This is a genomic window from Polaromonas sp. CT11-55 (assembly GCF_047303325.1).
Taxonomy (GTDB): domain Bacteria; phylum Pseudomonadota; class Gammaproteobacteria; order Burkholderiales; family Burkholderiaceae_C; genus Polaromonas.
The window spans coordinates 250,746-270,475 of the sequence record NZ_JBKBEX010000002.1; the positions used below are offsets into that span (position 1 = coordinate 250,746).

Annotated in this window: 25 protein-coding genes; 15 read left to right on the top strand and 10 right to left on the bottom strand. The window is 64.9% G+C overall.

The window, feature by feature from the left end; translation table 11 throughout:
* Positions 1 to 24 precede the first annotated feature (24 nt).
* Positions 25 to 924: an ion transporter gene (locus ACEN8I_RS03005; RefSeq protein WP_413326130.1), complete on the top strand. Its 900-nt coding sequence runs from the start codon at positions 25 to 27 to the stop codon at positions 922 to 924.
* A 12-nt stretch (positions 925 to 936) separates the two neighbouring features.
* Here the strand turns inward: ACEN8I_RS03005 and ACEN8I_RS03010 are convergent, their stop codons facing one another.
* Entirely contained in the window at positions 937 to 1,494 is a 558-nt protein-coding gene (locus tag ACEN8I_RS03010; RefSeq protein WP_413326132.1) for a YaeQ family protein, read from the bottom strand.
* A 124-nt stretch (positions 1,495 to 1,618) separates the two neighbouring features.
* On the opposite strand from ACEN8I_RS03010, the gene ACEN8I_RS03015 reads away from it, so the two are divergent.
* Together ACEN8I_RS03015 and ACEN8I_RS03020 are read left to right on the top strand one after the other, a co-directional pair.
* A complete protein-coding gene (locus ACEN8I_RS03015; RefSeq protein ID WP_413326134.1) occupies positions 1,619 to 2,617 on the top strand; it encodes an LLM class flavin-dependent oxidoreductase in 999 nt (332 codons plus the stop codon).
* Positions 2,618 to 2,665: 48 nt separating this feature from the next.
* On the top strand, positions 2,666 to 3,709 hold the full coding sequence (locus ACEN8I_RS03020; protein WP_413326136.1) for a methionine synthase: 1,044 nt from the start codon (positions 2,666 to 2,668) through the stop codon (positions 3,707 to 3,709).
* Positions 3,710 to 3,712: 3 nt separating this feature from the next.
* On the opposite strand, the gene ACEN8I_RS03025 is transcribed toward ACEN8I_RS03020, so the two are convergent.
* Positions 3,713 to 4,360 (bottom strand): TetR/AcrR family transcriptional regulator, encoded by a 648-nt coding sequence (locus ACEN8I_RS03025; RefSeq protein WP_413326138.1) that lies wholly within the window; start codon positions 4,358 to 4,360, stop codon positions 3,713 to 3,715.
* Positions 4,361 to 4,398: 38 nt separating this feature from the next.
* Between ACEN8I_RS03025 and ACEN8I_RS03030 the strand changes: the two genes are divergently transcribed.
* From ACEN8I_RS03030 to ppk2, 10 genes are all read left to right on the top strand, one after another.
* Positions 4,399 to 5,502 carry a DUF2855 family protein gene (locus ACEN8I_RS03030; RefSeq protein ID WP_413326140.1) on the top strand — a complete coding sequence of 368 codons (1,104 nt, stop codon included), beginning with the start codon at positions 4,399 to 4,401 and terminating at the stop codon, positions 5,500 to 5,502.
* 28 nt (positions 5,503 to 5,530) lie between these two features.
* Positions 5,531 to 6,085, top strand: coding sequence for a cupin domain-containing protein (locus ACEN8I_RS03035; protein ID WP_413326142.1), 555 nt, complete (start codon positions 5,531 to 5,533; stop codon positions 6,083 to 6,085).
* A 166-nt stretch (positions 6,086 to 6,251) separates the two neighbouring features.
* Entirely contained in the window at positions 6,252 to 6,905 is a 654-nt protein-coding gene (locus ACEN8I_RS03040) for a glycine zipper 2TM domain-containing protein (protein ID WP_413326144.1), read from the top strand.
* Between the two features lie 147 nt (positions 6,906 to 7,052).
* Positions 7,053 to 7,484, top strand: coding sequence for a hypothetical protein (locus ACEN8I_RS03045; protein WP_413326147.1), 432 nt, complete (start codon positions 7,053 to 7,055; stop codon positions 7,482 to 7,484).
* Between the two features lie 182 nt (positions 7,485 to 7,666).
* Positions 7,667 to 7,948 carry a DUF427 domain-containing protein gene (locus ACEN8I_RS03050; protein ID WP_413326149.1) on the top strand — a complete coding sequence of 94 codons (282 nt, stop codon included), beginning with the start codon at positions 7,667 to 7,669 and terminating at the stop codon, positions 7,946 to 7,948.
* A 154-nt stretch (positions 7,949 to 8,102) separates the two neighbouring features.
* Positions 8,103 to 8,819, top strand: a complete 717-nt coding sequence (locus ACEN8I_RS03055; protein ID WP_413326151.1) for a class II aldolase/adducin family protein — start codon at positions 8,103 to 8,105, stop codon at positions 8,817 to 8,819.
* A gap of 44 nt (positions 8,820 to 8,863) precedes the next feature.
* Positions 8,864 to 9,838, top strand: coding sequence for a Bug family tripartite tricarboxylate transporter substrate binding protein (locus ACEN8I_RS03060; protein WP_413326153.1), 975 nt, complete (start codon positions 8,864 to 8,866; stop codon positions 9,836 to 9,838).
* 161 nt (positions 9,839 to 9,999) lie between these two features.
* A complete protein-coding gene (locus ACEN8I_RS03065) occupies positions 10,000 to 10,437 on the top strand; it encodes a universal stress protein (RefSeq protein WP_413326155.1) in 438 nt (145 codons plus the stop codon).
* A 55-nt stretch (positions 10,438 to 10,492) separates the two neighbouring features.
* A complete protein-coding gene (locus tag ACEN8I_RS03070) occupies positions 10,493 to 10,732 on the top strand; it encodes a YdcH family protein (protein ID WP_413326157.1) in 240 nt (79 codons plus the stop codon).
* A gap of 135 nt (positions 10,733 to 10,867) precedes the next feature.
* The gene (gene ppk2, locus ACEN8I_RS03075) at positions 10,868 to 11,770 is read left to right on the top strand and encodes a polyphosphate kinase 2 (protein WP_413326389.1); all 903 of its coding nucleotides are present in this window, start codon (positions 10,868 to 10,870) and stop codon (positions 11,768 to 11,770) included.
* A 100-nt stretch (positions 11,771 to 11,870) separates the two neighbouring features.
* Here the strand turns inward: ppk2 and ACEN8I_RS03080 are convergent, their stop codons facing one another.
* Complete coding sequence (locus tag ACEN8I_RS03080) at positions 11,871 to 12,626, bottom strand: SDR family NAD(P)-dependent oxidoreductase (RefSeq protein WP_413326159.1); 756 nt, start codon at positions 12,624 to 12,626, stop codon at positions 11,871 to 11,873.
* Positions 12,627 to 12,667: 41 nt separating this feature from the next.
* Entirely contained in the window at positions 12,668 to 13,366 is a 699-nt protein-coding gene (locus tag ACEN8I_RS03085; RefSeq protein ID WP_413326391.1) for an RluA family pseudouridine synthase, read from the bottom strand.
* 41 nt (positions 13,367 to 13,407) lie between these two features.
* Here ACEN8I_RS03085 and atpE point away from each other — a divergent pair, with 41 nt between their 5' ends.
* Positions 13,408 to 13,644, top strand: coding sequence for a F0F1 ATP synthase subunit C (gene atpE, locus ACEN8I_RS03090; RefSeq protein WP_007868318.1), 237 nt, complete (start codon positions 13,408 to 13,410; stop codon positions 13,642 to 13,644).
* 133 nt (positions 13,645 to 13,777) lie between these two features.
* Here the strand turns inward: atpE and ACEN8I_RS03095 are convergent, their stop codons facing one another.
* The 3 genes from ACEN8I_RS03095 to ACEN8I_RS03105 are packed head-to-tail and all read right to left on the bottom strand — an operon-like array spanning position 13,778 to position 15,603.
* Positions 13,778 to 14,092 carry a VF530 family DNA-binding protein gene (locus tag ACEN8I_RS03095; protein ID WP_413326161.1) on the bottom strand — a complete coding sequence of 105 codons (315 nt, stop codon included), beginning with the start codon at positions 14,090 to 14,092 and terminating at the stop codon, positions 13,778 to 13,780.
* A gap of 3 nt (positions 14,093 to 14,095) precedes the next feature.
* Positions 14,096 to 14,239, bottom strand: a complete 144-nt coding sequence (locus tag ACEN8I_RS03100) for a hypothetical protein (protein ID WP_175456107.1) — start codon at positions 14,237 to 14,239, stop codon at positions 14,096 to 14,098.
* Between the two features lie 41 nt (positions 14,240 to 14,280).
* Complete coding sequence (locus tag ACEN8I_RS03105; RefSeq protein ID WP_413326164.1) at positions 14,281 to 15,603, bottom strand: NAD(P)/FAD-dependent oxidoreductase; 1,323 nt, start codon at positions 15,601 to 15,603, stop codon at positions 14,281 to 14,283.
* A 127-nt stretch (positions 15,604 to 15,730) separates the two neighbouring features.
* On the opposite strand from ACEN8I_RS03105, the gene ACEN8I_RS03110 reads away from it, so the two are divergent.
* Positions 15,731 to 16,969, top strand: a complete 1,239-nt coding sequence (locus tag ACEN8I_RS03110) for an MFS transporter (protein ID WP_413326166.1) — start codon at positions 15,731 to 15,733, stop codon at positions 16,967 to 16,969.
* An 82-nt stretch (positions 16,970 to 17,051) separates the two neighbouring features.
* Here ACEN8I_RS03110 and ACEN8I_RS03115 read toward each other — a convergent pair whose 3' ends face one another.
* From ACEN8I_RS03115 to ACEN8I_RS03125, 3 genes are all read right to left on the bottom strand, one after another.
* The gene (locus ACEN8I_RS03115; RefSeq protein ID WP_413326168.1) at positions 17,052 to 17,489 is read right to left on the bottom strand and encodes a DUF6678 family protein; all 438 of its coding nucleotides are present in this window, start codon (positions 17,487 to 17,489) and stop codon (positions 17,052 to 17,054) included.
* Positions 17,490 to 17,655: 166 nt separating this feature from the next.
* Entirely contained in the window at positions 17,656 to 18,942 is a 1,287-nt protein-coding gene (locus tag ACEN8I_RS03120) for a c-type cytochrome (protein WP_413326170.1), read from the bottom strand.
* Positions 18,939 to 19,724 (bottom strand): c-type cytochrome, encoded by a 786-nt coding sequence (locus ACEN8I_RS03125; RefSeq protein WP_413326172.1) that lies wholly within the window; start codon positions 19,722 to 19,724, stop codon positions 18,939 to 18,941. Before ACEN8I_RS03125 ends, ACEN8I_RS03120 begins: the two co-directional genes overlap by 4 nt.
* Positions 19,725 to 19,730 lie beyond the last annotated feature (6 nt).

A 19,730-nucleotide genomic window follows, 5' to 3' on the forward strand; every position in this document is an offset into this window, starting at 1 on the left:
CGGCGCCGCTACTGTCACCCGCCCATGGCCAAACCCACCCCGCCCACGCTCGAAGACTTTGGCGGCAAGCCGCTGGCCGGCTGGCGGCTGCGGCTTTACACCATCATCTTCGAGGCCGACACCCGTGCCGGCCGCTTGTTTGACAAGGCGCTGATCGCCCTGATCCTGGTCAGCATCGCGGTGGTGATGGCTGACAGCGTGCAGTCCATCCATGCCTCGCACGGGCGGGCGTTCTCCGTGGTCGAATGGATCTTCACGCTGCTGTTCACTGCCGAGTACTTCGCACGCCTGGCCTGTGTGCGCAAACCGCTGCAGTACGCGACCAGCTTTTTCGGCATCATCGACCTGGTCGCGGTGCTGCCGACTTATCTGGCGCTCTTTTTCCCCGAGCTGCACGCGCTCATCGACGTGCGGGTGCTGCGGCTGCTGCGCGTGTTCCGCATCTTTAAGCTCGCGGCCTATGTGGCCGAATACCAGTCGCTGGGCCGGGCGCTGACCGCCAGCGGGCGCAAGATACTCGTTTTCCTGTCAGCCGTGGTGATGATGGTGCTGGTCATGGGCACGGTGATGTATGTGGTCGAAGGGCCGTCCAATGGCTTTACCAGCATCCCGACCTCGGTCTACTGGGCCATCAGCACCGTCACCACCGTGGGCTTCGGCGACATCACACCCAAGACCGACCTGGGCCGGCTGATCTCGTCTTTCATGATGCTGCTGGGCTGGGGCATCCTGGCCGTGCCCACCGGCATCGTCACGGCCGAGATGGCGGCCGAGCGGCGCCTGCAGCACCTGCCTCTGCCGACTACACGCAGCTGCCACGAATGCCTGACCGAAGGCCACCTGCCCGAGGCGGACTTCTGCTTTCACTGCGGCGCCAGGCTGCCGCCTTACCAGCACCAGGAGGCAAAGGCCGAGGCCTCCTAGGCGACCGGGTTTTTATTCGCCGGCCGTCAGCCGCCGCGGCGTGATTTCCACCGAGCCCAGCGCCGTGCTCATCCACACCGTGCCGTCCTGCACCGTCACCTGCAGCTGCATGCTGCGCTCGGCGAGTTTGGCCAGCGCCTGGCTCTCGGCCGCGTCGATTTGCCAGACCACCAGGTTGGCGGCACGCGTGAGTTTGGTTTCAATGTTCTTCCACCAGACCGGCGTGCTGCTGGCAAAGCTGTAGACACTGACGCGTTCAGCCCGACCCGCGGCCTTCATCAGGCGCTTGTCGTCGGGCTGGCCCACGTCTATCCAGTGCAGGATCTGCTCGGTGTAGTCCTTGTGCCAGAGCGCAGCCTCGTCCACGTCCCAGAGGTCCTTGGCGAACTCCAGGTTGCCCTTTTTGTCGTCGGCCGGCACATTGAGCGCGAAGGCCAGCAGGCGAATCATCATGCGTTCGTCGGCTTCCGAGGGGTGGCGCGCGATGGTCACGCTGTGGTCGGCGTAGATGCCGCGGTCCATGTCGGACAGGGCCAATTGGGCTTTGTAAATGGTGGCTTTGAGTGCCATAGGGTTTGCTTCTTTATCTCGTGTCTGGACGGGAACTAACCCTCTATTGGAACAGAGCGCGGGAGCTTGCCGGCGAAACCCCCGGCAAGCGCGGTTTATCTCTGCTGGCTATAGTGGCCCGACCATGCAACTGTCCGTCCTCGACCAGTCCGTCGCCGTCACCGGCCGCACGGAAGATGCCTCCATCCGTGAAACCCTGACCCTGGCCCGCCATTGCGAGGCCCTGGGCTACCGCCGCTTCTGGGTCAGCGAGCACCACAGCCACCCGACCATCGTCGGCTCCGCGCCCGAAGTGCTGATGTCCGCAATCGCCGCGACCACCAGCCGCATACGCGTGGGCAGCGCCGGTGTCATGCTGCCGCACTATGCGGCGCTCAAGGTGGCCGAGCAGTTCCGCGTGCTCGAGGCCATCGCGCCGGGCCGCATAGACCTGGGCGTGGGCCGCGCGCCGGGCTCGGACATGCGCACGGCGCGGCTGCTCAGCAGCGACCCCCGGCAGTCGGCCGAAAACTTTCCCATCCAGGTGCGCGAGCTGCAGGCCTGGCTGGCCGGCATCGACCTGCCCGAAGGCCACCCGGGCCGCGGCGTGACGGCCAACCCCATGGGCCCGACCACGCCAGAGATGTGGATGCTGGGCAGCTCGGACTACGGAGCGCAGCTGGCCGCGCACTACGGCCTGCCGTATGCGTTTGCTTACTTCATCACCGACGGCCAGGGCGCGGAGCAGGCGCTGGAGCTCTACCGCGCCAACTATCGGCCCAGCCCGCGCCATCCCACGCAGCAGGCCGTGCTGTGCGTCTGGGCGCTGGCGGCCGATACCGAAGCCGAGGCCTGGCACCACTTCTCGGGCCGGGAGCGCTGGAAGATAGACCGCAACCGCGGCGCGCTCGCGGCCCTGCCGTCGCCCGAAGAGGTGGCGCTGCGCCCCTACACACCGGCCGAACAGCTGGAGGCCGACAAGCTCAGGGCCCATGCGTTTGTCGGCAGCGGCCCGCAGGTCGCCGCCAAACTGCGGGCCCTGGCTAATACACTGGAGGTTGAGGAGTTGGTGGTAATTACCTGGGCCCACGACCCGGCCGCCCGCCGCCACTCTTACGAACTGCTGGCCCGCGAGTTTTTCTAGAACGCAGGCCGTGAACGATGAATGATTGAGACAAGGAAACAAGCCCCCATGACGACGCCCTCCGCAAGCCCGCTTTTCAGCGCCACCATCGCCGGCAGCCTGCCCAAACCCGCCTGGCTCTCCGAAACCCAAAAACTCTGGCCGCAATGGAAGGCCGAGGGCGAGGAGCTCAAGCAGGCCAAGGCCGACGCCACGCTGCTGTGGATCAAGGCGCAGGAAGACGCGGGCCTGGACGTGATAGGCGACGGCGAACAGTCGCGCCAGCATTTTGTGCACGGCTTTCTCGAGCAGGTCGAGGGGATTGACTTCGAGCACAAGGTCAAGATGGGCATACGCGACAACCGCTACGACGCCATGGTGCCGCAGGTGGTGGCGGCGCTCAGGCTAAAAGGGCGCGTGCATGCTGCCGAGGCCCGGCTGCTGCGCGCTCACACCCGCAAGAAGATCAAGTTCACCCTGCCCGGGCCCATGACGATTGTTGACACCGTGGCCGACCGGTTTTACGGTGACAAGGTCAAGATGGCCATGGCTTTTGCCGAGCTGCTGAACCAGGAAGCGCTGGCCCTGCAGGCCGACGGCGTGGACATCATCCAATTCGACGAGCCGGCCTTCAACGTCTACATGAAGGACGCCGCCGACTGGGGCGTGAAGGCGCTGGAAGTCGCGGCCAGGGGCCTGACTTGCACGACCGCCGTACACATTTGCTACGGCTACGGCATCAAGGCCAACACCGACTGGAAGGCCTCGCTGGGCGAGGAGTGGCGGCAGTACGAGACGGTGTTCCCGGCGCTGGCCAAAAGCAGCATCCAGCAAGTGAGCCTGGAGTGCTACCACTCGCATGTTCCGCCGCACCTGATGGCGCTGCTGGAAGGCAAGGACGTGATGGTCGGCGTCATCGACGTGGCCAGCGACGAGATCGAAACGCCTGAGCAGGTGGCCGACACCATAGGCAAAGCGCTGCAGTATGTGCCCAAGAACCGCCTGCTGCCTTGCACCAACTGCGGCTTGGCGCCCATGGACCGGGAGGTGGCGCTCAAAAAGTTGCAGGCCCTGGCCCAGGGTGCGGCGCTGGCGCGTGAGCGCTACAAATAAGCCTTATTCAGGTTTGGCGAACGCCAGGCACAGCCGCTCCATCTGGCGTGCCCATTCGACGATCTCGGTATCGCTGAGGCCGATCAGCAGGCCGTAGCGGCGCCCACCCCATACCGCCATGTGCATGGCCTGGATGGCTTCGGCCGATGGCCGCTGCGGCAGGTCGGTGCAGGCGGTAAACACCCGCGTCCAGGCGGCCAGCAGTTCCTCGTGCACGCGCCTGTGGTGTTTGTCCTCGGCAATGCCGGCCTCCAGCGCCAGCATGCCGGCGTCAAACCAGGGCAGCTCGGGCGTATCCGCACCGCAGGCCAGGCGAACCAGCGCGCGCAACCTTTGTTCCGCGCTGAGCCCGGGCGGCTTGACCGCCTGCTGCTCTATCGCCAGCAGCAACTGCTCCATGCAGTGCCGCACATAACCTGACAGCAGCGCAGCCTTGTTGGGGAAATAGTCGTACAGCGTGCCGACGGAGATGCCGGTTTCCAGGGCCACCGCGCGCGTGCTCACGCCGTCCCAGCCGTCGCGCTGCCAAATCCGAACAAAGGCGTCATAAATGGCCTGCACGGTGAACACCGCGCGCGCCTGCGTGGGGCGTTTCAGGGGCTTGGCGGCCGGCGGTTTTCCGAACCCGGGAGGAGGGTGGCGGCTATACATTGGTTGTCACTGACCTATCAACGAGGAAAGAAGACACCATGAACAATCCGGCCCAGCTGACGCGGCTGCTCACGCGCAAAAATGCATTGAATCACACCCGGGTGGACAGGCAACAGCCCGCAGGCGACACCTCGGGCGAGGCCGTCCTCAAAATCCGGCGCGTGGCCGTCACCACCAACAACATCACCTACGCGGCCTTTGGCGACGCCATGCAGTACTGGGATTTTTTCCCGACCGGCGAGGCGGACTGGGGCCACATGCCGGTGTGGGGATTCGCCGATGTGGAAAGCTCCGGCGTGCCGGGCGTGGAAGTGGGTGAGCGCTTTTACGGCTACTTTCCGGTCGCCAGCCATTTGCGCGTGCGGCCCGAGCGCGTGACGGAGCGCGGCTTTTACGACGGAACCGACCACCGTAAAAGCCTGACCTCGGCCTACAACCAGTACATGCGCTGCAGCGCCGACGCCGCTTACCGCCTGGAAGATGAAAACTACCAGATGCTGGTGCGCCCGCTGTTCATCACGTCTTTCATGCTGGCGGATTTTTTGCAGGACAACGCGTTTTTCGGCGCGCAGCAGCTGGTGTTCTCCAGCGCATCGAGCAAGACCGCCTACGGCACGGCCTTTTGCCTGGAGGCTTTTGCGCAGGTCAAGCGGATCGCACTGACCTCGGCGCGCAACAGGGGCTTTGTCGAAGCACTGGGCTGCTATGGCGAAGTGGCGAGCTACGAGGAGTTGACCAGGCTGGACCGCGGCATACCCACGCTGTATGTGGATTTCTCGGGCGACGAGGGTTTGCGCATGGCGGTGCACCGGCATTTCGGCGAGTCGCTGGTCTATGACTGCTATGCGGGCTCGGCGCAGAACACGCAATTTCTGCGGCCCCTGGACATGCCGGGTCCTGAGCCGAAGTTTTACTTCGCGCCGGTGCAGATACGCAAACGCAACGCCGATTGGGGCCATGCCGTGGTCAACCAGCGCTTTAACGAAGCACAGCTGGCCTTTATCCGCCGCGTCAGTGACGCGCAGGATCCCTGGATGCAGGTGCGTGAACATCGCGGGTTTGAGGCCGCGCAAACCTTGATCGACGACATGCACGGCGGGCGCATGGACCCGCTGGAAGGACATGTGGTGGTGCTGGACTGAATGCACGGCGCTGGTGTACGCTGGCGGCATGAGCCAAGACCCCACGCTGCCGCACCACCCGCACGACCACGACCATTCCCACGGCCCCGGGCATACACATCCCCACGCCCAGGGCCAGGCCGACCCACCGTGGAAACATGACGGCGTGCGCGTGATCGCGGGCAACCAGCTCGACGGCAACACCGCGCAGACGCCGGGCATGGACAGGCGTGCCGCCATCAACTTCGCCCGCGTGGGTGCGCAAAAGCTGTGGGCCGGCACCGTCACCATCCATGCCGACGCCAAAACCGGTGCCCACCACCACGGCCACCTGGAAAGTGTGATCTATGTAATACGCGGCAAGGCCCGCATGCGCTGGGGCGAGCGCCTGGAATTCACCGCCGAGGCGGGGCCGGGCGACTTTATTTACGTGCCGCCCTATGTGCCGCACCAGGAAATCAACGCCAGCCCGACCGAGGTGCTGGAATGCGTGCTGTGCCGCAGCGACGGCGAGGCGGTGGCCGTCAATCTGGAGATCGAGCCGGTCGAAAAGCCCGACACCGTGCTCTGGGTGGACCCGACGCACCCCGGTGGAGCCGTGTAAAGCGTCGGTGAAGGTTCAGTGAGGGCCGCATAAAGGCGGCCAGATGTGCGCATAAACGCACGCTTTCAAGGGGATGCGGAAAGTTTTCCTTACGAATGTCACTTCGTCCTACAGGATGTATCAAGCGGCGTGGTTACAACTGGGACTCACACAGAAGGAGTCCATCATGGATACCAATAACCAAGTCACCAATGCCCCAGTTGCCCAGCCGGGGTTTTCCCAGCGCATGCAGCACAGCAAGGCGCTTGTCGCCATCGTTGCCGTGCTCGGCGTGACCGTCATGGCCCTGGCCGCCGCACTGGTCGTCAACCGCTCCGATGCGTATCCGAACGGCTCGGCCGCCGCGCCTGTGAACGAGCCCGCGAAAGTCGCCAAACTGGCGGCGGAATCGCCTAAACCGCAAGCCGCCAAGCCGCACACCACCCCGACCGTGGTTGCCCAGGCTTCGCCGCGAGCCAACGTCTGCGCAAGCTGCGGCACGGTGGAAGCCGTGACGCCGGTGCAGCGCCAAGGCAAGGTCAACGGCGTTGATGTCGGCAACACCACCATAGGCCTGGGCACTGTCGCCGGCGGCGTGGTCGGCGGCCTGCTGGGCAACCAGGTGGGCGGCGGCAACGGCAAGACGGCCATGACCGTGCTGGGCGTGGCCGGCGGCGCCTTTGCCGGCAACCAGATTGAGAAGAACATGAAGAAGGTCACCGTGTATGAAGTGCGCGTGCGCATGGATGACGGCTCTGTGCGCAATATGGAGCTGTCCAGCGCCGTGGCCGTGGGTTCCAAGGTGATTGTTGAAGGCAAGAACCTTCGTATGGCTGCTTAGAAATAGAGCCCCCACGCTCCCCACTGCGTGTGGTTCGCTGCCCCCCGAGGGGGCGCTGCGCCTGCGGCCCGGCAAAGCCGGTTCCGCGGCCCCTGCTGGCTCGGAGGGAGGCGTCTCTTAGGTTTGTTAACAACGAAAACTCCCACCATGAAAAAATACAAAATCCCTTTGCTGGCGGCTGGTGTCTTTGCGCTGTCCGCACTGTGGACTGGTGCGGCCATGGCCGCCGGCCCCTACGCCACCGCCACGGTTGAAGGCGCGTTGTCGCCCGGCGTGTACGGCCGCATTGAAATCGGCAACGCGCCGCCGCCGCCCGTGATTTACACGCAGCCCGTCATCATCCAGCGCCCCGCTGTGGTGGTGCAGCAGCCGCCCCTGTACCTGCATGTGCCCCCCGGCCATGCCAAGAAATGGTCCAAGCACTGCGCGAAGTACAACGCCTGCGGTCAGCCTGTGTATTTTGTGAAAGTCCAGGGCGATGAGGACTATGAGCGCGGCAAGCACAAGAAGCATAAAAACAAGGGTGGGGACGACGATGAGCAGGGCCGCGGCGGGAAGCACGGCAAAGGTCACGACTGACGGCTGGGCTTTCCTCGACTCTGCTCAAAAAGCCGGTGCCTGCCACCGGCTTTTTTCTGCGCGCCACACGGCTGCGCCTTGTGCGGCGGCGGGAATAAACCCCGGGGTTCGCGAGCCTGCCGCGGGGAGCGTAGCATTGGGGACTTGTTGACCCCGATTCGCATCCGCAGAAAGACATTCCCATGAAAGCCATCTGGAACGGCGCAGTGATTGCGCAAAGCGACGACACCGTGGTGGTGGAAGGCAACCACTACTTCCCCGAGAGCTCGCTCAACCGCGACTACGTCACCTTCAGCAACCACCACACCATGTGCTCCTGGAAAGGACAGGCCAGCTATTACTCGCTGCTGGTCAACGGCGAGATGAATACCGACGCCGCCTGGTATTACCCCGATCCCAAGCCCGAGGCCGAAAACATCAAGGGCCATATCGCTTTCTGGAAGGGTGTCAAGATCGAGCCTTGACGCCGGTTCCGGCGCTGCCACAGTCGAGGGGCGGGCGATTGAAGGAAGAGGGCGGGTTTACCCTTTGTCTTCCGCCATTTGCCTGGAAAATTCGAATGTAATATGTATACTTATTAAAAACAGCCTCCCCGGCCGTTGCTGATAAGGAGACTCCATGACGCTTTCCGCTCCCGATCCCGCACTCGTCGAAAAACTCGTGGTTGCCAACCGCATCCTCCACGACCGGGGCGTGGTCGACGGCTTCGGCCACGTGAGCGTGCGCCACGACAAGTCACCGGAGCACTTCCTGCTGTCATGCAACCGCGCGCCCGGCCTGGTCAAAAAATCCGACGTCCTGGTGTACGACCTCAACGGCGATCTGGCGGTCCCGTCCACGCTGCGTTCCTATCTCGAGCGTTTCATCCACGGCGAGATCTACCGCGCGCGGCCCGACGTCATGGCGGTAGTGCACAGCCACTCGCCCAGCGTGATTCCTTTCGGCGTGACCGGCCAGCGCCTGCGTCCCATCTTCCACATGAGCGGTTTCCTGGGCAGCGGCTCGTCGCTGTATGAGATCCGCGAGTCCAACGGCAACACCGACCTGCTGATCCGCGATATGGGCCTGGGCAAGGACCTGGCCAAGGCGCTGGGCCAGCACAGCTGCGTGCTGATGCGCGGCCACGGCTCCACCGTGGTGGCGCCCTCGCTGGAGCGCGCGGTCTACCGCGCCGTCTATGCCGAGGAAAACGCCAAGCTGCAACTCAGCGCCAGCGCGCTGGGACCGATTGAATTCCTGACGCCCGAAGAGGCCGACAAGGCCATGAACACCAACGAGGGCCAGGTCATGCGGCCCTGGGAGCTGTGGAGCCGGGCCGTCGGGGCCGTCGAGTAATCCCTTCATCACCGCAACACCACCCGTCAACGAAAAGGCACACCATGAAATTCCCCCGACTGCTGGCGCTGGCCGCCCTGATGTCCCTGAGCTGCCTGGGCGCCGGTCAGGCACTGGCGCAGGACTACCCGTCGCGCGCCGTGCGCATCATCGTGCCCTACGGCACGGGCGGCGGCTCCGACATCCTGGCGCGCCAGATAGGCGCGCGCCTGCAGGCCATGTGGGGGCAGGGCGTTGCGGTGGACAACCGCGCGGGCGCCTCCGGCAACATAGGTACCGAGGCTGTGGTGCACGCGCCGCCGGACGGCTACACGCTGCTGCTGCAGAACAGCACCATGGTGGTCAACCCGGCCGTCAACGGCAAGCTCAACTACGATCCCGAAAAAGACCTGACGCCCATCATGCTGCTGGGCCTCACGCCGATCGCGCTGGTCTCGCACCAGAGCACCAACATTACCAACCTCAAGGAGCTGGTCGCCTATTCCAAGGCCAACCCGACCGGGCTGAGCTACGGCTCCTGCGGTGTCGGTACGCCCCAGCATTTTGTGATGGAGCTGGTCAAGCAGAAGTCCGGGGTCGCCGCCACCAACGTGGGCTACAAGGGCTGCGCCCCGGCCCTGACCGACGTGGTGGGCGGCCAGGTGCAACTGGCCATCCTGAGCGCCAACCTCGCCGCGCCGCACCTCAAGACCGGCAAGCTCAATGCCATCGGCGTGTCCACCGCCGCGCGCTACCAGCTGATGCCGCAGGTTCCCACGTTCGAAGAGCAGGGCCTCAAGCCGCTGGACTTTTCCATCTGGTACGCGCTCATGGGCCCGGCCAAGATGAAACCCGAAGTGGCCGCCAAGATATACGCCGACGTGCAGAAGGTGCTGGCCGAACCCGCCGTGAAAGAAAACCTTTCGGGCGCCGGTGTCGAGCCGCTGTCGGGCAATGGCGCGGCATTGTCCAGGCTCATCAAGGCCGACCTCGCGCGTTACGCGCAGCTGGCCAAGTCGGCCAACATCAAGGCTGAGTAAGCCGGGGCCGCCGGGTTTCGGCGCCTTGTCTGACGGCGCCCGCGGGCGCCCTGATCTATAAATGATGCAAGGCCGGTCCTTTTGCGGGCCGGCCGAGGCCGGCATTGACCCGCCAGGGGCGGGTGCCTGAGAATCTGTCCAGGGTTTTCAAGGAGCGCATCATGTACAAGCACATTCTGGTCCCCGTGGATGGCTCGGCCACCTCGCAAAAAGCCATAGGCAACGCGCTGACAATCGCGCAGGCCTTCAAGGCCGAGGTGACCATCATCTACGTCATAGACCCCTATGCCTTCACCGGGGTGGGCACCGACTTCGCCTACGGCCAGGCCGAGTACCTGGGCGCGGCCACGGCCGAGGCCAACGAGGCCATCAAGACCGCCAAGCAGGCTTTCGAGGGCGTGGGCATCGCCGCCACCGGCTCGGTTGTCGAAGGCCATGCGATCTACCGCGGCATCCTGGACACCGCCGAGTCGGTCAATGCCGACCTCATCGTCATGGGCTCGCACGGCCGGCGCGGGCTTGAAAAGCTGGTGCTGGGCAGCGTCACGGCCCAGGTGCTGTCGCATGCCCACTTGCCGGTGCTGGTGGTTAGGGACTAAGCTGTCCCTTCCCCGAGATTCCCGCGGCATTCACCGGCCAAACAAGGAGCTTCCCATGGACTTGCTGAATCACGATCTGGCGCACGAGTTTCCGCAATACCTGCAGAAAATGCGCAGCCTCAAGGTGTCCGACCCGCACTTTGCCAGCCTCTTTACCCAATACGACACCGACAACCACGCCATCGCCCGCTATGAGCAAGGCGTGGGCGCCATCACCGACGAGGCGCTGGAAGACCTCAAGAAAAGGCGGCTCAAGGTCAAGGACGAGATCTACCAGATCCTCAAGAAGTCCTGAGACTGGCCCTTCGCGGGTTCCGCGCAAAGCCCTTAGGGCTTTTCATCAAACTGCCACGGAAGCCCGCTACGCTGGCGTGTTGCCGGTTTTCGGTTTTTGCGGGAGAGACCCTTGAATTCAAGCGACGAAGAGTTGATGCGGCGTATCCGCAATGACCTGCTCGACAGCCTCGACGAAGAGCTGGAGATGGAGATCGAAGACCGCACCGTGGACGAGCTGATAGGCGAGGACCGCGGCCGCAGCACCAAGGATACGGCCAAGGACAAGGAATACCGCCGCCAGTATTTCCGCGAGCTGTTCCGCCTGCAGGCCGAGTTGGTGAAGCTGCAGGACTGGGTGGTCGCCACCGGCCACAAGGTGGTCATCCTGTTTGAAGGCCGCGATGCGGCCGGCAAGGGCGGCGTCATCAAACGCATTACCCAGCGGCTCAACCCGCGCGTGTGCCGCGTGGCGGCGCTGCCGGCCCCCAATGACCGCGAACGCACGCAGTGGTATTTCCAGCGTTATGTGTCACATTTGCCGGCGGCCGGCGAGATCGTGCTGTTCGACCGCAGCTGGTACAACCGCGCCGGTGTGGAGCGCGTCATGGGCTTTTGCACCGACGAGCAGTACGAGGAATTTTTTCGCACCGTGCCCGAATTTGAAAAAATGCTGGGCCGGTCCGGCATACAGCTGATCAAGTACTGGTTTTCCATCTCCGACGAAGAGCAGCACTTGCGCTTCCTGGGCCGTATCCACGACCCGCTCAAGCAGTGGAAGCTCAGCCCCATGGACCTCGAATCGCGCCGGCGCTGGGAGGAATACACCAAGGCCAAGGAAATCATGCTGGAGCGCACCCACATTCCCGAAGCCCCGTGGTGGGTGGTGCAGGCCGTCGACAAGAAAAAGGCGCGCCTGAACTGCATACACCATCTGTTGCAGCAGATGCCTTACCAGGAAACCGAACACCCGGCCATCGTTCTACCGGAGCGGGTGCGGCACGAGGATTACGTGCGCAATCCTGTCCCTCAAGACATCGTCGTTCCCGAGGTCTATTGAACACCCCCGTCCGGGCTCACTTCGTGTAGCCCGTTCCCCCCTTGCAGGGGGCGGCGCCTGGGGCCGGCGAAGCCGGACCCTCGGCCCCTGCTGATGGTTCTTAGTCCCTGACGTCCGCTACTGGATTTGTCCCGAAGTCGGGTCGCGCCAAATAGGCAATGATGCGCGCCGCCGCATCGTCTGGCGAAGTCAGAGACCCGCCGGTTTTCAGGCCCACAAACGAAGCCCGGTCGGGAAAGGCTTCGGCCGGCGCTGCGCGCAACTGTTCCTGCATGCCGGTGTCTATCACGCCCGGCGCGAGCGAGCAGACTTTCGCGCCCAGTGGCTTCAAGGCTTCGTCCAGGGCGAGGCTGCGCGTGAAGTGGTCCATGCCGGCCTTGGCGGCGCAATAGGCGGCCTGCGAGGCCATGGCCCTGCGCCCCAGTCCCGACGAAATATTCAATACCTTGCGTGGCGCTTTCCAGTCTTCGGTGGCGCGCAGGAAGGTGGCCGTAATTTGCATGGGCGCTTCCAGCCCGACACGCAGCGCGCGCGCCAGATCGTCGGCGCCTATGGCGCTCAGCGGCGCGATCTGCGGGATCACGCCCGCGTTATTGATCAGCGTGGCACTGGCCCAGGCCTGGTCCGCCTGCGAATCCTTGAGCCAGCTTTCGAGCTTGCCGGCCAGGGAACCGCTGTCGGCCAGGTCATGCTCCCATTGCAGCGCCGTGGCACCCACGTGCCTGGCGTGCGCGTCGAGGTCGGGTACCGACGTGCGGGAGATGCAAAGCACGGTGTGGCCGGCGGAGAGCAGCTGCCGCGCCATGGACAAGCCCATGCCGCGCGATGCGCCTGTGAGGAGGGTGAGATGTTTCATGGCCCCATGTTAGCGCCGGCAAGCCCGGGCTGCCGGCACCGCTAAAACCCGGGAGCGCTTTCAAACGACATCGGCAAGCCGCTGGCCGGGTGCGTGAAGCGCAGCGCCGCAGCATGCAACAAGAGGCGCGGCGCCTTGGCCTGCACTTCGGCAGGGGCGTACAAGGCATCACCCAGGATGGGATGGCCCAGGGCTTTCAGGTGCACACGCAACTGGTGGGATCGGCCGGTGACGGGCTCAAGTTCCACGCGTGTGGTGTTCGCCGCCGTGTCAAAGGCCAGCACACGCCATCGCGTCTGGCTGGGCTTGCCGCGTTCGGCGTCGATGATGCGTAGCGGGCGGTTCGGCCAGTCCACGATGATGGGCAGGTCTATCAGGCCCCAGCCGTCGTCACTGCCCGATGAGGGCAGGCGGCCCTCCACCACGGCCACGTAGCGCTTGCCGACCTCTCGGCTTTCAAAGGCCAGGCTCAGCGCGCGCTGCATGGCCGCGCCGCGCGCCATCAGCATCAGGCCCGAGGTGGCCTGGTCCAGCCTGTGCACGACCAGCGCGTCGGGATAAGCCGCCTGCACGCGCGCGCTCAGGCAGTCCTGCTTGCCTTCGCCGCGCCCCGGCACGGCGAGCAGGCCCGCGGGTTTGTCCAGCACCAGCAGGTGGTCGTCGGCATGCAGCAGGACCAGGCCGGCTGCGCTGGCGCCATTACCTGCGAGGTCATTGTTTGGCGGCGTGCCGGCCTTCATGATGGAGCCATCAACAAAGTTTTCAACCAAGGAGAGAAAGCATGACTGACGCAGGTGCCATTGCCATTGCATGTGGATTGATCATAGGCCTGGGTGCCATAGGCGCTTGCCTGGGCATAGGCGCGATGGGCGGGCGCTTCCTGGAGGGCGCCGTGCGCCAGCCCGAAATGATGGAGCCGCTGCAGGTCAAGATGTTTTTGCTGGCCGGCCTGATAGATGCCAACTTCCTGATCGGGGTGGGTATTGCCATGATGCTGCTCTTCGCCAACCCGCTTTGAGCTACTCATAAAGCCCTCCTGGCGTTGTTGCATCGCCTTGCCGTGCCGGTGCACTGTCTGCGGCGACGCGCCTAGCCAGGACCGCTTCGCTGGGTTTTCTGAGTAGCTCTTTGAGCAGCTCTTTGGAGCGGGGTCAGCCCCTGGGCTTGGGCGGCGGGAAGTTATGAACCGTGGGGCCGCTGCGTTTGGCTTCCCGCAGCATGAAGAGGTAAAGGCTTTCGACCTTCTCGCGCGCCCAGGGCGTCTTGCGCAGGAACTTGAGGCTGGAGGCCACGCTGGGATCGCTGGTAAAGCAGCGTATGTTGATGCGCCGCCCCAGCTCTTCCCAGCCATAGTGGCCCGACAGCGCGGTGACCATGACTTCCAGCGTCACGCCATGCAGCGGATTCCCTGGCTGCTGCGTAGCCGCCAGGGCCTTTGCAGGCGGGTCGCCGGTGCCGGCTGCCACGGCTTATTTGTCCTTGATCTTGCCGCGCGGGATCACCTGCGTGACGATGGTCGGGCGCACCGCGTCGGGCGAGACCGGCTTGGGCGGCGAGCTGTCCTTCTTGGGCTTTTTGACCATCTTGTTGTTGTTTTGCTGTCCTTTTGCCATGGTTTTCTCCGTCAGGTTGATAAGTGGGGATGCTGTGATTATCAATGCAACTTGATGCGCGGGCGGTGGGTGCGGTCCAGCATTTCAGACAGCGTGATCAAGGCCGTTTTCTTGAAGCCGCCCAGCGCCAGCTGGTGCTGCTTGTGCAGGCCCCAGTACATGAACTTGGCCAGCTGGCCTTCGATAAAAAAGCTGCCCTTGGTGAGGCTGCCCATCAGGCTGCCGACCGATGAATATTCAGACAGCGACACCAGGGAGCCCTGGTCCTTGAACACAAAGGGCGCGACCGGCTTGCCGGCGATCAGGTCTTGCAGCGAGCGCGCCAGGTACATGGCCTGCTGGTAGGCGGCTTGCGCGCGCGGCGGCACCCAGGTGCCGTCGGGCTGCTGGCAGGCCGCGCAGTCGCCGAAGGCGTAAATGCTGGTGTCGCGCGTGGTCTGCAGGTTGCCGTTGACCATCAACTGGTTGAGCTTGCTGGTCTCCAGCGCCTCACCGCCTTCGGGCGTGCCGCCCAGGCTGCGCAAAAAGTCCGCGGCCTTCACACCGGCGGCCCACACCGTGATGCTGGCGGGCACCACCTTGCCGCTGGCCATCTTCAGGCTGTCGGCGGTGACTTCGACCACTTTTTCATTGGTGTGCACCTCGATGGCCAGCTTGCGCAGCTCGCGCATGGCCGATTCGCTGAGGCGCTCGGGCAGCTGGGCCAAGAGGCGCGGCGATGCTTCCACCAGCACGATCTGCAGGTCTTTTTCGGGGTGGATGTGGTCAAAGCCGTAATTGGCCAGTACCCGCGCCGCGGCATGCAGCTCGGCGGCCAGCTCGACGCCGGTGGCGCCGCCGCCCACGATGGCCACGGTCAGGCGCCCGCTGCCGGCCACGCGCGGCACGGTCTGGGCGCGCAGGCAGGCGTTGATCAGCCTGTCGTTAAAGCGCTTGGCCGCCTGCGGGCTGTCCAGCTTGATGGTGTGCTCGGCCGCGCCGGGCGTGCCGAAATCATTGGTCTGGCTGCCCACGGCGATCACCAGGGTGTCGTAGGCCAGCTGCTGGGCCGGCGTGATTTCGCGGCCGGCTTCGTCATGGCTGGCGGCCAGCTGCACCGTCTTGTTTTGCCGGTCCACGCCGGTGAGGCTGCCCAGGCGGAACTTGAAGTGGTTCCAGCGCGCCTGCGCCAGGTATTCGATTTCCTCGGCGTGCGTGTCGAAACTGCCGGCGGCCAGCTGGTGCAGCAGCGGCTTCCAGACATGGGTGCGGGCGGCGTCGACCAGGGTGATTTCGGCCAGGCCTTTTTTGCCCAGGCGCTTGCCCAGTTGTGTGGCCAGCGCCAGCCCTCCGGCGCCCCCTCCGACGATGACGATGCGGTGCATAAAACCTCCAGGGGTGTTGCTCTGTAGTTATGCCTCCATGTTAACTGGCGGGCGGGGGCGCCCCTGGAAGGGCGCAATATCCCTTGGGGTGCTGCTTTCACACGGCGCTGTTAAGCTTCACGCCCGCATGCCGACACACACGTTTAAAGAACTGACCCACCAGCGCGCCTATATGCGCATGTGGTTCGCGCGGATTTTCGGCACCACGGGCAACCAGATGCTGATGGTGGCCGTGGGCTGGCAGATGTACGAGCTGACCGGCAGCGCCTGGGACCTGGGCCTGGTGGGCCTGTACCAGTTCATGCCGGCGCTGCTGCTCACGCTGGTGGCGGGCCATGTGGCGGACAGGGTGCACCGCGGCCGCATCATCGCCGGCTGCCTGGTCACTCAGGGCACGGTGGCGATGATCCTGGTGGCCGCCACGCAGGGCTGGGGCGCCCACCACAGCTGGGCTTCGCGCGAGTTGCTGCTGGCGGTGTCGGTCCTGCTGGGTGTGGCCCGCGCCTTCCAGATGCCGGCGCAGCAGGCGCTGACCCCCATGCTGGTGCCGCCCGCCATGCTGCCGCGCGCCATGGCCTTCAGCTCAGCCGGCATGCAGGCGGCGATCATAGGCGGGCCGGCGCTGGGCGGCGTGATTTTTGTGGCCGGCGCCACGGCGGTGTATGCCACCTGCACCTTCTTGTTCGCCACCGGCTGCGGGCTGATCGCCGTGCTGCGCTACGACCATGCCCCGCCGCCGCGTGAGCCCGTGACTCTGAGCACGTTGCTGGCCGGCGTGGAATTTGTCTGGCAGCGCAAGGCCCTGCTGGGTGCCGTTTCACTGGACCTGTTTGCCGTGCTGCTGGGCGGCGCCACAGCCCTGCTGCCCATGTTCGCCAAGGACATCCTGCACGTCGGCCCCTGGGGCCTGGGCCTGCTGCGCGGCGCACCCGCCGCGGGCGCTTTGCTGATGTCGGCGCTGCTCACGCGCTGGCCGCTGGAGCGCCGCGTCGGGCCGACCATGTTGTCGGCAGTAGCGGTTTACGGCCTGTGCATGGTGGTGTTCGGCCTGTCGACCAGCTTTGTGCTGTCGCTGCTGGTGCTGGCTATTTCGGGCAGCGCCGACATGGTCAGCGTGGTGGTGCGCCAGACCTTGGTGCAGATTGAAACCCCCAACGAGATGCGCGGCCGCGTCAGTGCCGTCAACTCGGTATTCATAGGTGCTTCCAACCAGCTTGGCGAGTTCGAGTCCGGCGCTACTGCCGCGCTGCTGGGGCCTGTGGGCTCGGTGGTGGCCGGCGGTGTGGGTACGCTGCTGGTGGCGGCGGCGTGGTTCCGGATGTTTCCGTCGCTGTCGCGACGCGACCGTATAGTGGCACCGCCTTGACCTTCAGAGTGGTGGTAGCCGCGATGTGTGTATGGGTTGGAGTGGGAGCTAAATCGGATACATCGTGGACGATGAAGACGGATTAGGCTCGTCTGCCCGGCGGAAAATCTTCATACGATTTGGGGTAATAGCCCCAGATCCTTGCAAAACCTTCCCTGTATTCAAAGTCGAAGCCGATCTCTTTTAGTTTGCCGAGCATCGTTGGCGAGTAATCAATGACTTTCGGTGCGAGGAGGCGACCAGTCCGGGCTTCTCCATGTAAGCCGAGATCAAACCACTCCACACCCACAAATGGGAACGGGAGGTGGTAGCACCACTCGGTATCCCAGCCCGAAATGTGGCCGCTGACCCATTTCGAGCGATACGAAGGTTTGTAACCGAGCCCACGTACATACACGATCAGCTCATTCCATTTTGTGTCATTCGCAAGCGCCCCAGAAAACTTTCGGCGCGCTTGCAATGCAATTTTTTCTCTGTCTTCGTTCTCAGGGACTGCATTGGCAAGCGGTAATGAATGCATGGTAAAGGCTCGATGTAAATGTGAGCAGGCACTATAGCGAGAAGCTGAGGAGGCACCGCAGGTTTGATGCACAACACATGCCAGTTGCCCGCCCCAGAGTCTTTGTCATCATGATGACCGGCCCACTGCGATAAGGTTGATTTCGCAGATAAACGGGCAAGGTTGCCTACCGCCCCGTACTCGCCCGTATCCGGTTCACCTCCAGCGGCGTGATCTCGCTCGCCCGGTTGCCCCAGGACTGGCGGATGTGCGTGAGCACCAGTCCCATGTCGGCGTCATTGAGTACCAGCACAAAGGGCGGCATGCCGAAAGGCCGCGGGTTGCCTTCAGTCGCCGGCGCGTAGCCGCCGTTGAGCACGATCTGCACCAGATTGACCGCCTGGCCCATGGTGACGGCGCGGTTGCCGGCCAGTGCCGGGTAGGCATTGGCGATGCCTTCGCCCTTGGCGCCGTGGCACTGGGCGCAGTGCTGCTCATAAAGTTTGGCGGCGCGCTCCACCGACTCGCCCTGTGTCTTGATGGCGGCTGGTTCGGGGGGCGCTGTGTGCGAGGGGGGCAATTCTTTGAGGAACTGAGCCATCGCGCCCAGGTCGGCGTCGCTCAAATACTGGGTGCTGCGCTGCACGACTTCGGCCATGGGGCCGGTGACCGAGGCGCGTGGCGACACGCCGTTTTTCAACAAGCTCACGATGTGCTGTTTGTCCCAGTCGCCCACACCGGCCTCATAGGGCGAGGCCAGCGAGGGTGCGTACCAGTTCTGCATCGGGATCAGGCCGCCGGCCAGGTCCAGGCCCTGGTCGCTTCCGCCCAGCGCGTTGCGCGCCGTGTGGCAGGCCGCGCAGTGGCCCAGGCCCTTGACCAGGTAGGCACCGCGGTTCCACTCGGTGCCGCGCGCCGTGTCGGGCTCATACACACCGGGGCTGAAGAACAGCGCGCGCCACACCGCCAGCGCGGCCTGCGACTGGTAGGGAAAGCGCAGCGCATGCGGCAGGTTGGGCGCGACCACCGGGGGAAGGCTGCGCAGGTAGGCATACAGCGCGTCGGAGTCCTCGCGCGTGACCTGGGTGTAGCTGGTGTAGGGAAAAGCCGGATAAAGCAGCCTGCCGTCTTTGGAGCGGCCGTTGTGCATGGCGCGCCAGAAATGGGTGGATGACCAGCCGCCTATGCCCGTCTTGTCGTCGGGCGTGAGGTTGGAGGTGAAGACGGTTCCGAAGGGCGTCGCGATGCCGCGCCCGCCCGCATAGGGCTGGCCGCCCTGCGCGGTGTGGCAGGCCTGGCAGTTGCCGGCCCGCGCCAGGTAGGCGCCGCGCGCGATCAGCCCGTCGCTGGGTGCGGCGCTGGCCACCGGCGCTTTCACGTCGACTTCGTCGCGCACATTGAGGGCCCAGACCAGCGCGCTGCCGCCCGCGGCGATGACTGCCAGGGCGATGGCGAATTTGAAGGCTTTTTTCACTTTTGCGCCTTCACGGGGGCCGCGGCGGTCGCCGCGGGCGCGGTCGCGCTGCCGCAGGTGATGGCGCTCGCGCCCGGGGGGAGTGGCGGCAGGCTGGCGGCCGGTTTGGTGCTGGCGGGCAGGGGCTGTGCGGCCGCCCAGCTGGCCACGGCATTGATGTCTTCCAGGGTCAGGCGGCTCACCACGTCCTTCATGCAGTCGGGCGCATGCGCGCGGCGCTGGCCGGCCTTCCAGGCGCCCAGCTGCGCATTGAGGTAGTCGCGCGGCAGGCCCAGCAGGCCTGGGATGCCGGGGGCCACGCCGGTCATGGCCTGGCCGTGGCATTGCACGCAGGCCGGCAGCTGGCGCGCAGCGTCGCCTTCCAGCACCAGCTGGCGGCCATGGCGCAGCACCTCGGGCGCGGCGGCGGCAGGCAGCGGCGCGGGGTAGGGTACTTCGAGCTGCGAAAAATACGTCGCGATCTCCATCAGGTAGGCGTCGCTCAGCGGTTCAATCAGCTGCGTCATGAGGCCGTAGTGGCGCCGCCCGTCGCGGAAGTTGAGCAGCTGGTTGTAAAGGTAACCGGCCGGCTTGCCGGCCAGGCGCGGGTAATAGCCGTCGGGCGCGGCGCGGCCCTGCGGTCCATGGCAGGCGGTGCAGGCCATGGCGCGCTGGGCGATGCTGTCTTCAAAGGGAGGTGGCGCCGCAACGGCGGCGCCGGCCGCTGCCCAGGCCAGGGCGGCCGGCAGCGTATGCAGGGCCAGCGTGCGCAGCCAGGAATATCCAGAACAGGTCTCATGCATGAGGGG

Bases quoted from the DNA above. Each gene is read 5' to 3' on its own strand.
- ACEN8I_RS03005 (WP_413326130.1), top strand. From the start codon at position 25: ATGGCCAAACCCACCCCGCCCACGCTCGAAGACTTTGGCGGCAAGCCG.
- ACEN8I_RS03010 (WP_413326132.1), bottom strand. From the start codon at position 1,494: ATGGCACTCAAAGCCACCATTTACAAAGCCCAATTGGCCCTGTCCGAC.
- ACEN8I_RS03015 (WP_413326134.1), top strand. From the start codon at position 1,619: ATGCAACTGTCCGTCCTCGACCAGTCCGTCGCCGTCACCGGCCGCACG.
- ACEN8I_RS03020 (WP_413326136.1), top strand. From the start codon at position 2,666: ATGACGACGCCCTCCGCAAGCCCGCTTTTCAGCGCCACCATCGCCGGC.
- ACEN8I_RS03025 (WP_413326138.1), bottom strand. From the start codon at position 4,360: ATGTATAGCCGCCACCCTCCTCCCGGGTTCGGAAAACCGCCGGCCGCC.
- ACEN8I_RS03030 (WP_413326140.1), top strand. From the start codon at position 4,399: ATGAACAATCCGGCCCAGCTGACGCGGCTGCTCACGCGCAAAAATGCA.
- ACEN8I_RS03035 (WP_413326142.1), top strand. From the start codon at position 5,531: ATGAGCCAAGACCCCACGCTGCCGCACCACCCGCACGACCACGACCAT.
- ACEN8I_RS03040 (WP_413326144.1), top strand. From the start codon at position 6,252: ATGGATACCAATAACCAAGTCACCAATGCCCCAGTTGCCCAGCCGGGG.
- ACEN8I_RS03045 (WP_413326147.1), top strand. From the start codon at position 7,053: ATGAAAAAATACAAAATCCCTTTGCTGGCGGCTGGTGTCTTTGCGCTG.
- ACEN8I_RS03050 (WP_413326149.1), top strand. From the start codon at position 7,667: ATGAAAGCCATCTGGAACGGCGCAGTGATTGCGCAAAGCGACGACACC.
- ACEN8I_RS03055 (WP_413326151.1), top strand. From the start codon at position 8,103: ATGACGCTTTCCGCTCCCGATCCCGCACTCGTCGAAAAACTCGTGGTT.
- ACEN8I_RS03060 (WP_413326153.1), top strand. From the start codon at position 8,864: ATGAAATTCCCCCGACTGCTGGCGCTGGCCGCCCTGATGTCCCTGAGC.
- ACEN8I_RS03065 (WP_413326155.1), top strand. From the start codon at position 10,000: ATGTACAAGCACATTCTGGTCCCCGTGGATGGCTCGGCCACCTCGCAA.
- ACEN8I_RS03070 (WP_413326157.1), top strand. From the start codon at position 10,493: ATGGACTTGCTGAATCACGATCTGGCGCACGAGTTTCCGCAATACCTG.
- ppk2 (WP_413326389.1), top strand. From the start codon at position 10,868: ATGCGGCGTATCCGCAATGACCTGCTCGACAGCCTCGACGAAGAGCTG.
- ACEN8I_RS03080 (WP_413326159.1), bottom strand. From the start codon at position 12,626: ATGAAACATCTCACCCTCCTCACAGGCGCATCGCGCGGCATGGGCTTG.
- ACEN8I_RS03085 (WP_413326391.1), bottom strand. From the start codon at position 13,366: ATGAAGGCCGGCACGCCGCCAAACAATGACCTCGCAGGTAATGGCGCC.
- atpE (WP_007868318.1), top strand. From the start codon at position 13,408: ATGACTGACGCAGGTGCCATTGCCATTGCATGTGGATTGATCATAGGC.
- ACEN8I_RS03100 (WP_175456107.1), bottom strand. From the start codon at position 14,239: ATGGCAAAAGGACAGCAAAACAACAACAAGATGGTCAAAAAGCCCAAG.
- ACEN8I_RS03105 (WP_413326164.1), bottom strand. From the start codon at position 15,603: ATGCACCGCATCGTCATCGTCGGAGGGGGCGCCGGAGGGCTGGCGCTG.
- ACEN8I_RS03110 (WP_413326166.1), top strand. From the start codon at position 15,731: ATGCCGACACACACGTTTAAAGAACTGACCCACCAGCGCGCCTATATG.
- ACEN8I_RS03115 (WP_413326168.1), bottom strand. From the start codon at position 17,489: ATGCATTCATTACCGCTTGCCAATGCAGTCCCTGAGAACGAAGACAGA.
- ACEN8I_RS03125 (WP_413326172.1), bottom strand. From the start codon at position 19,724: ATGCATGAGACCTGTTCTGGATATTCCTGGCTGCGCACGCTGGCCCTG.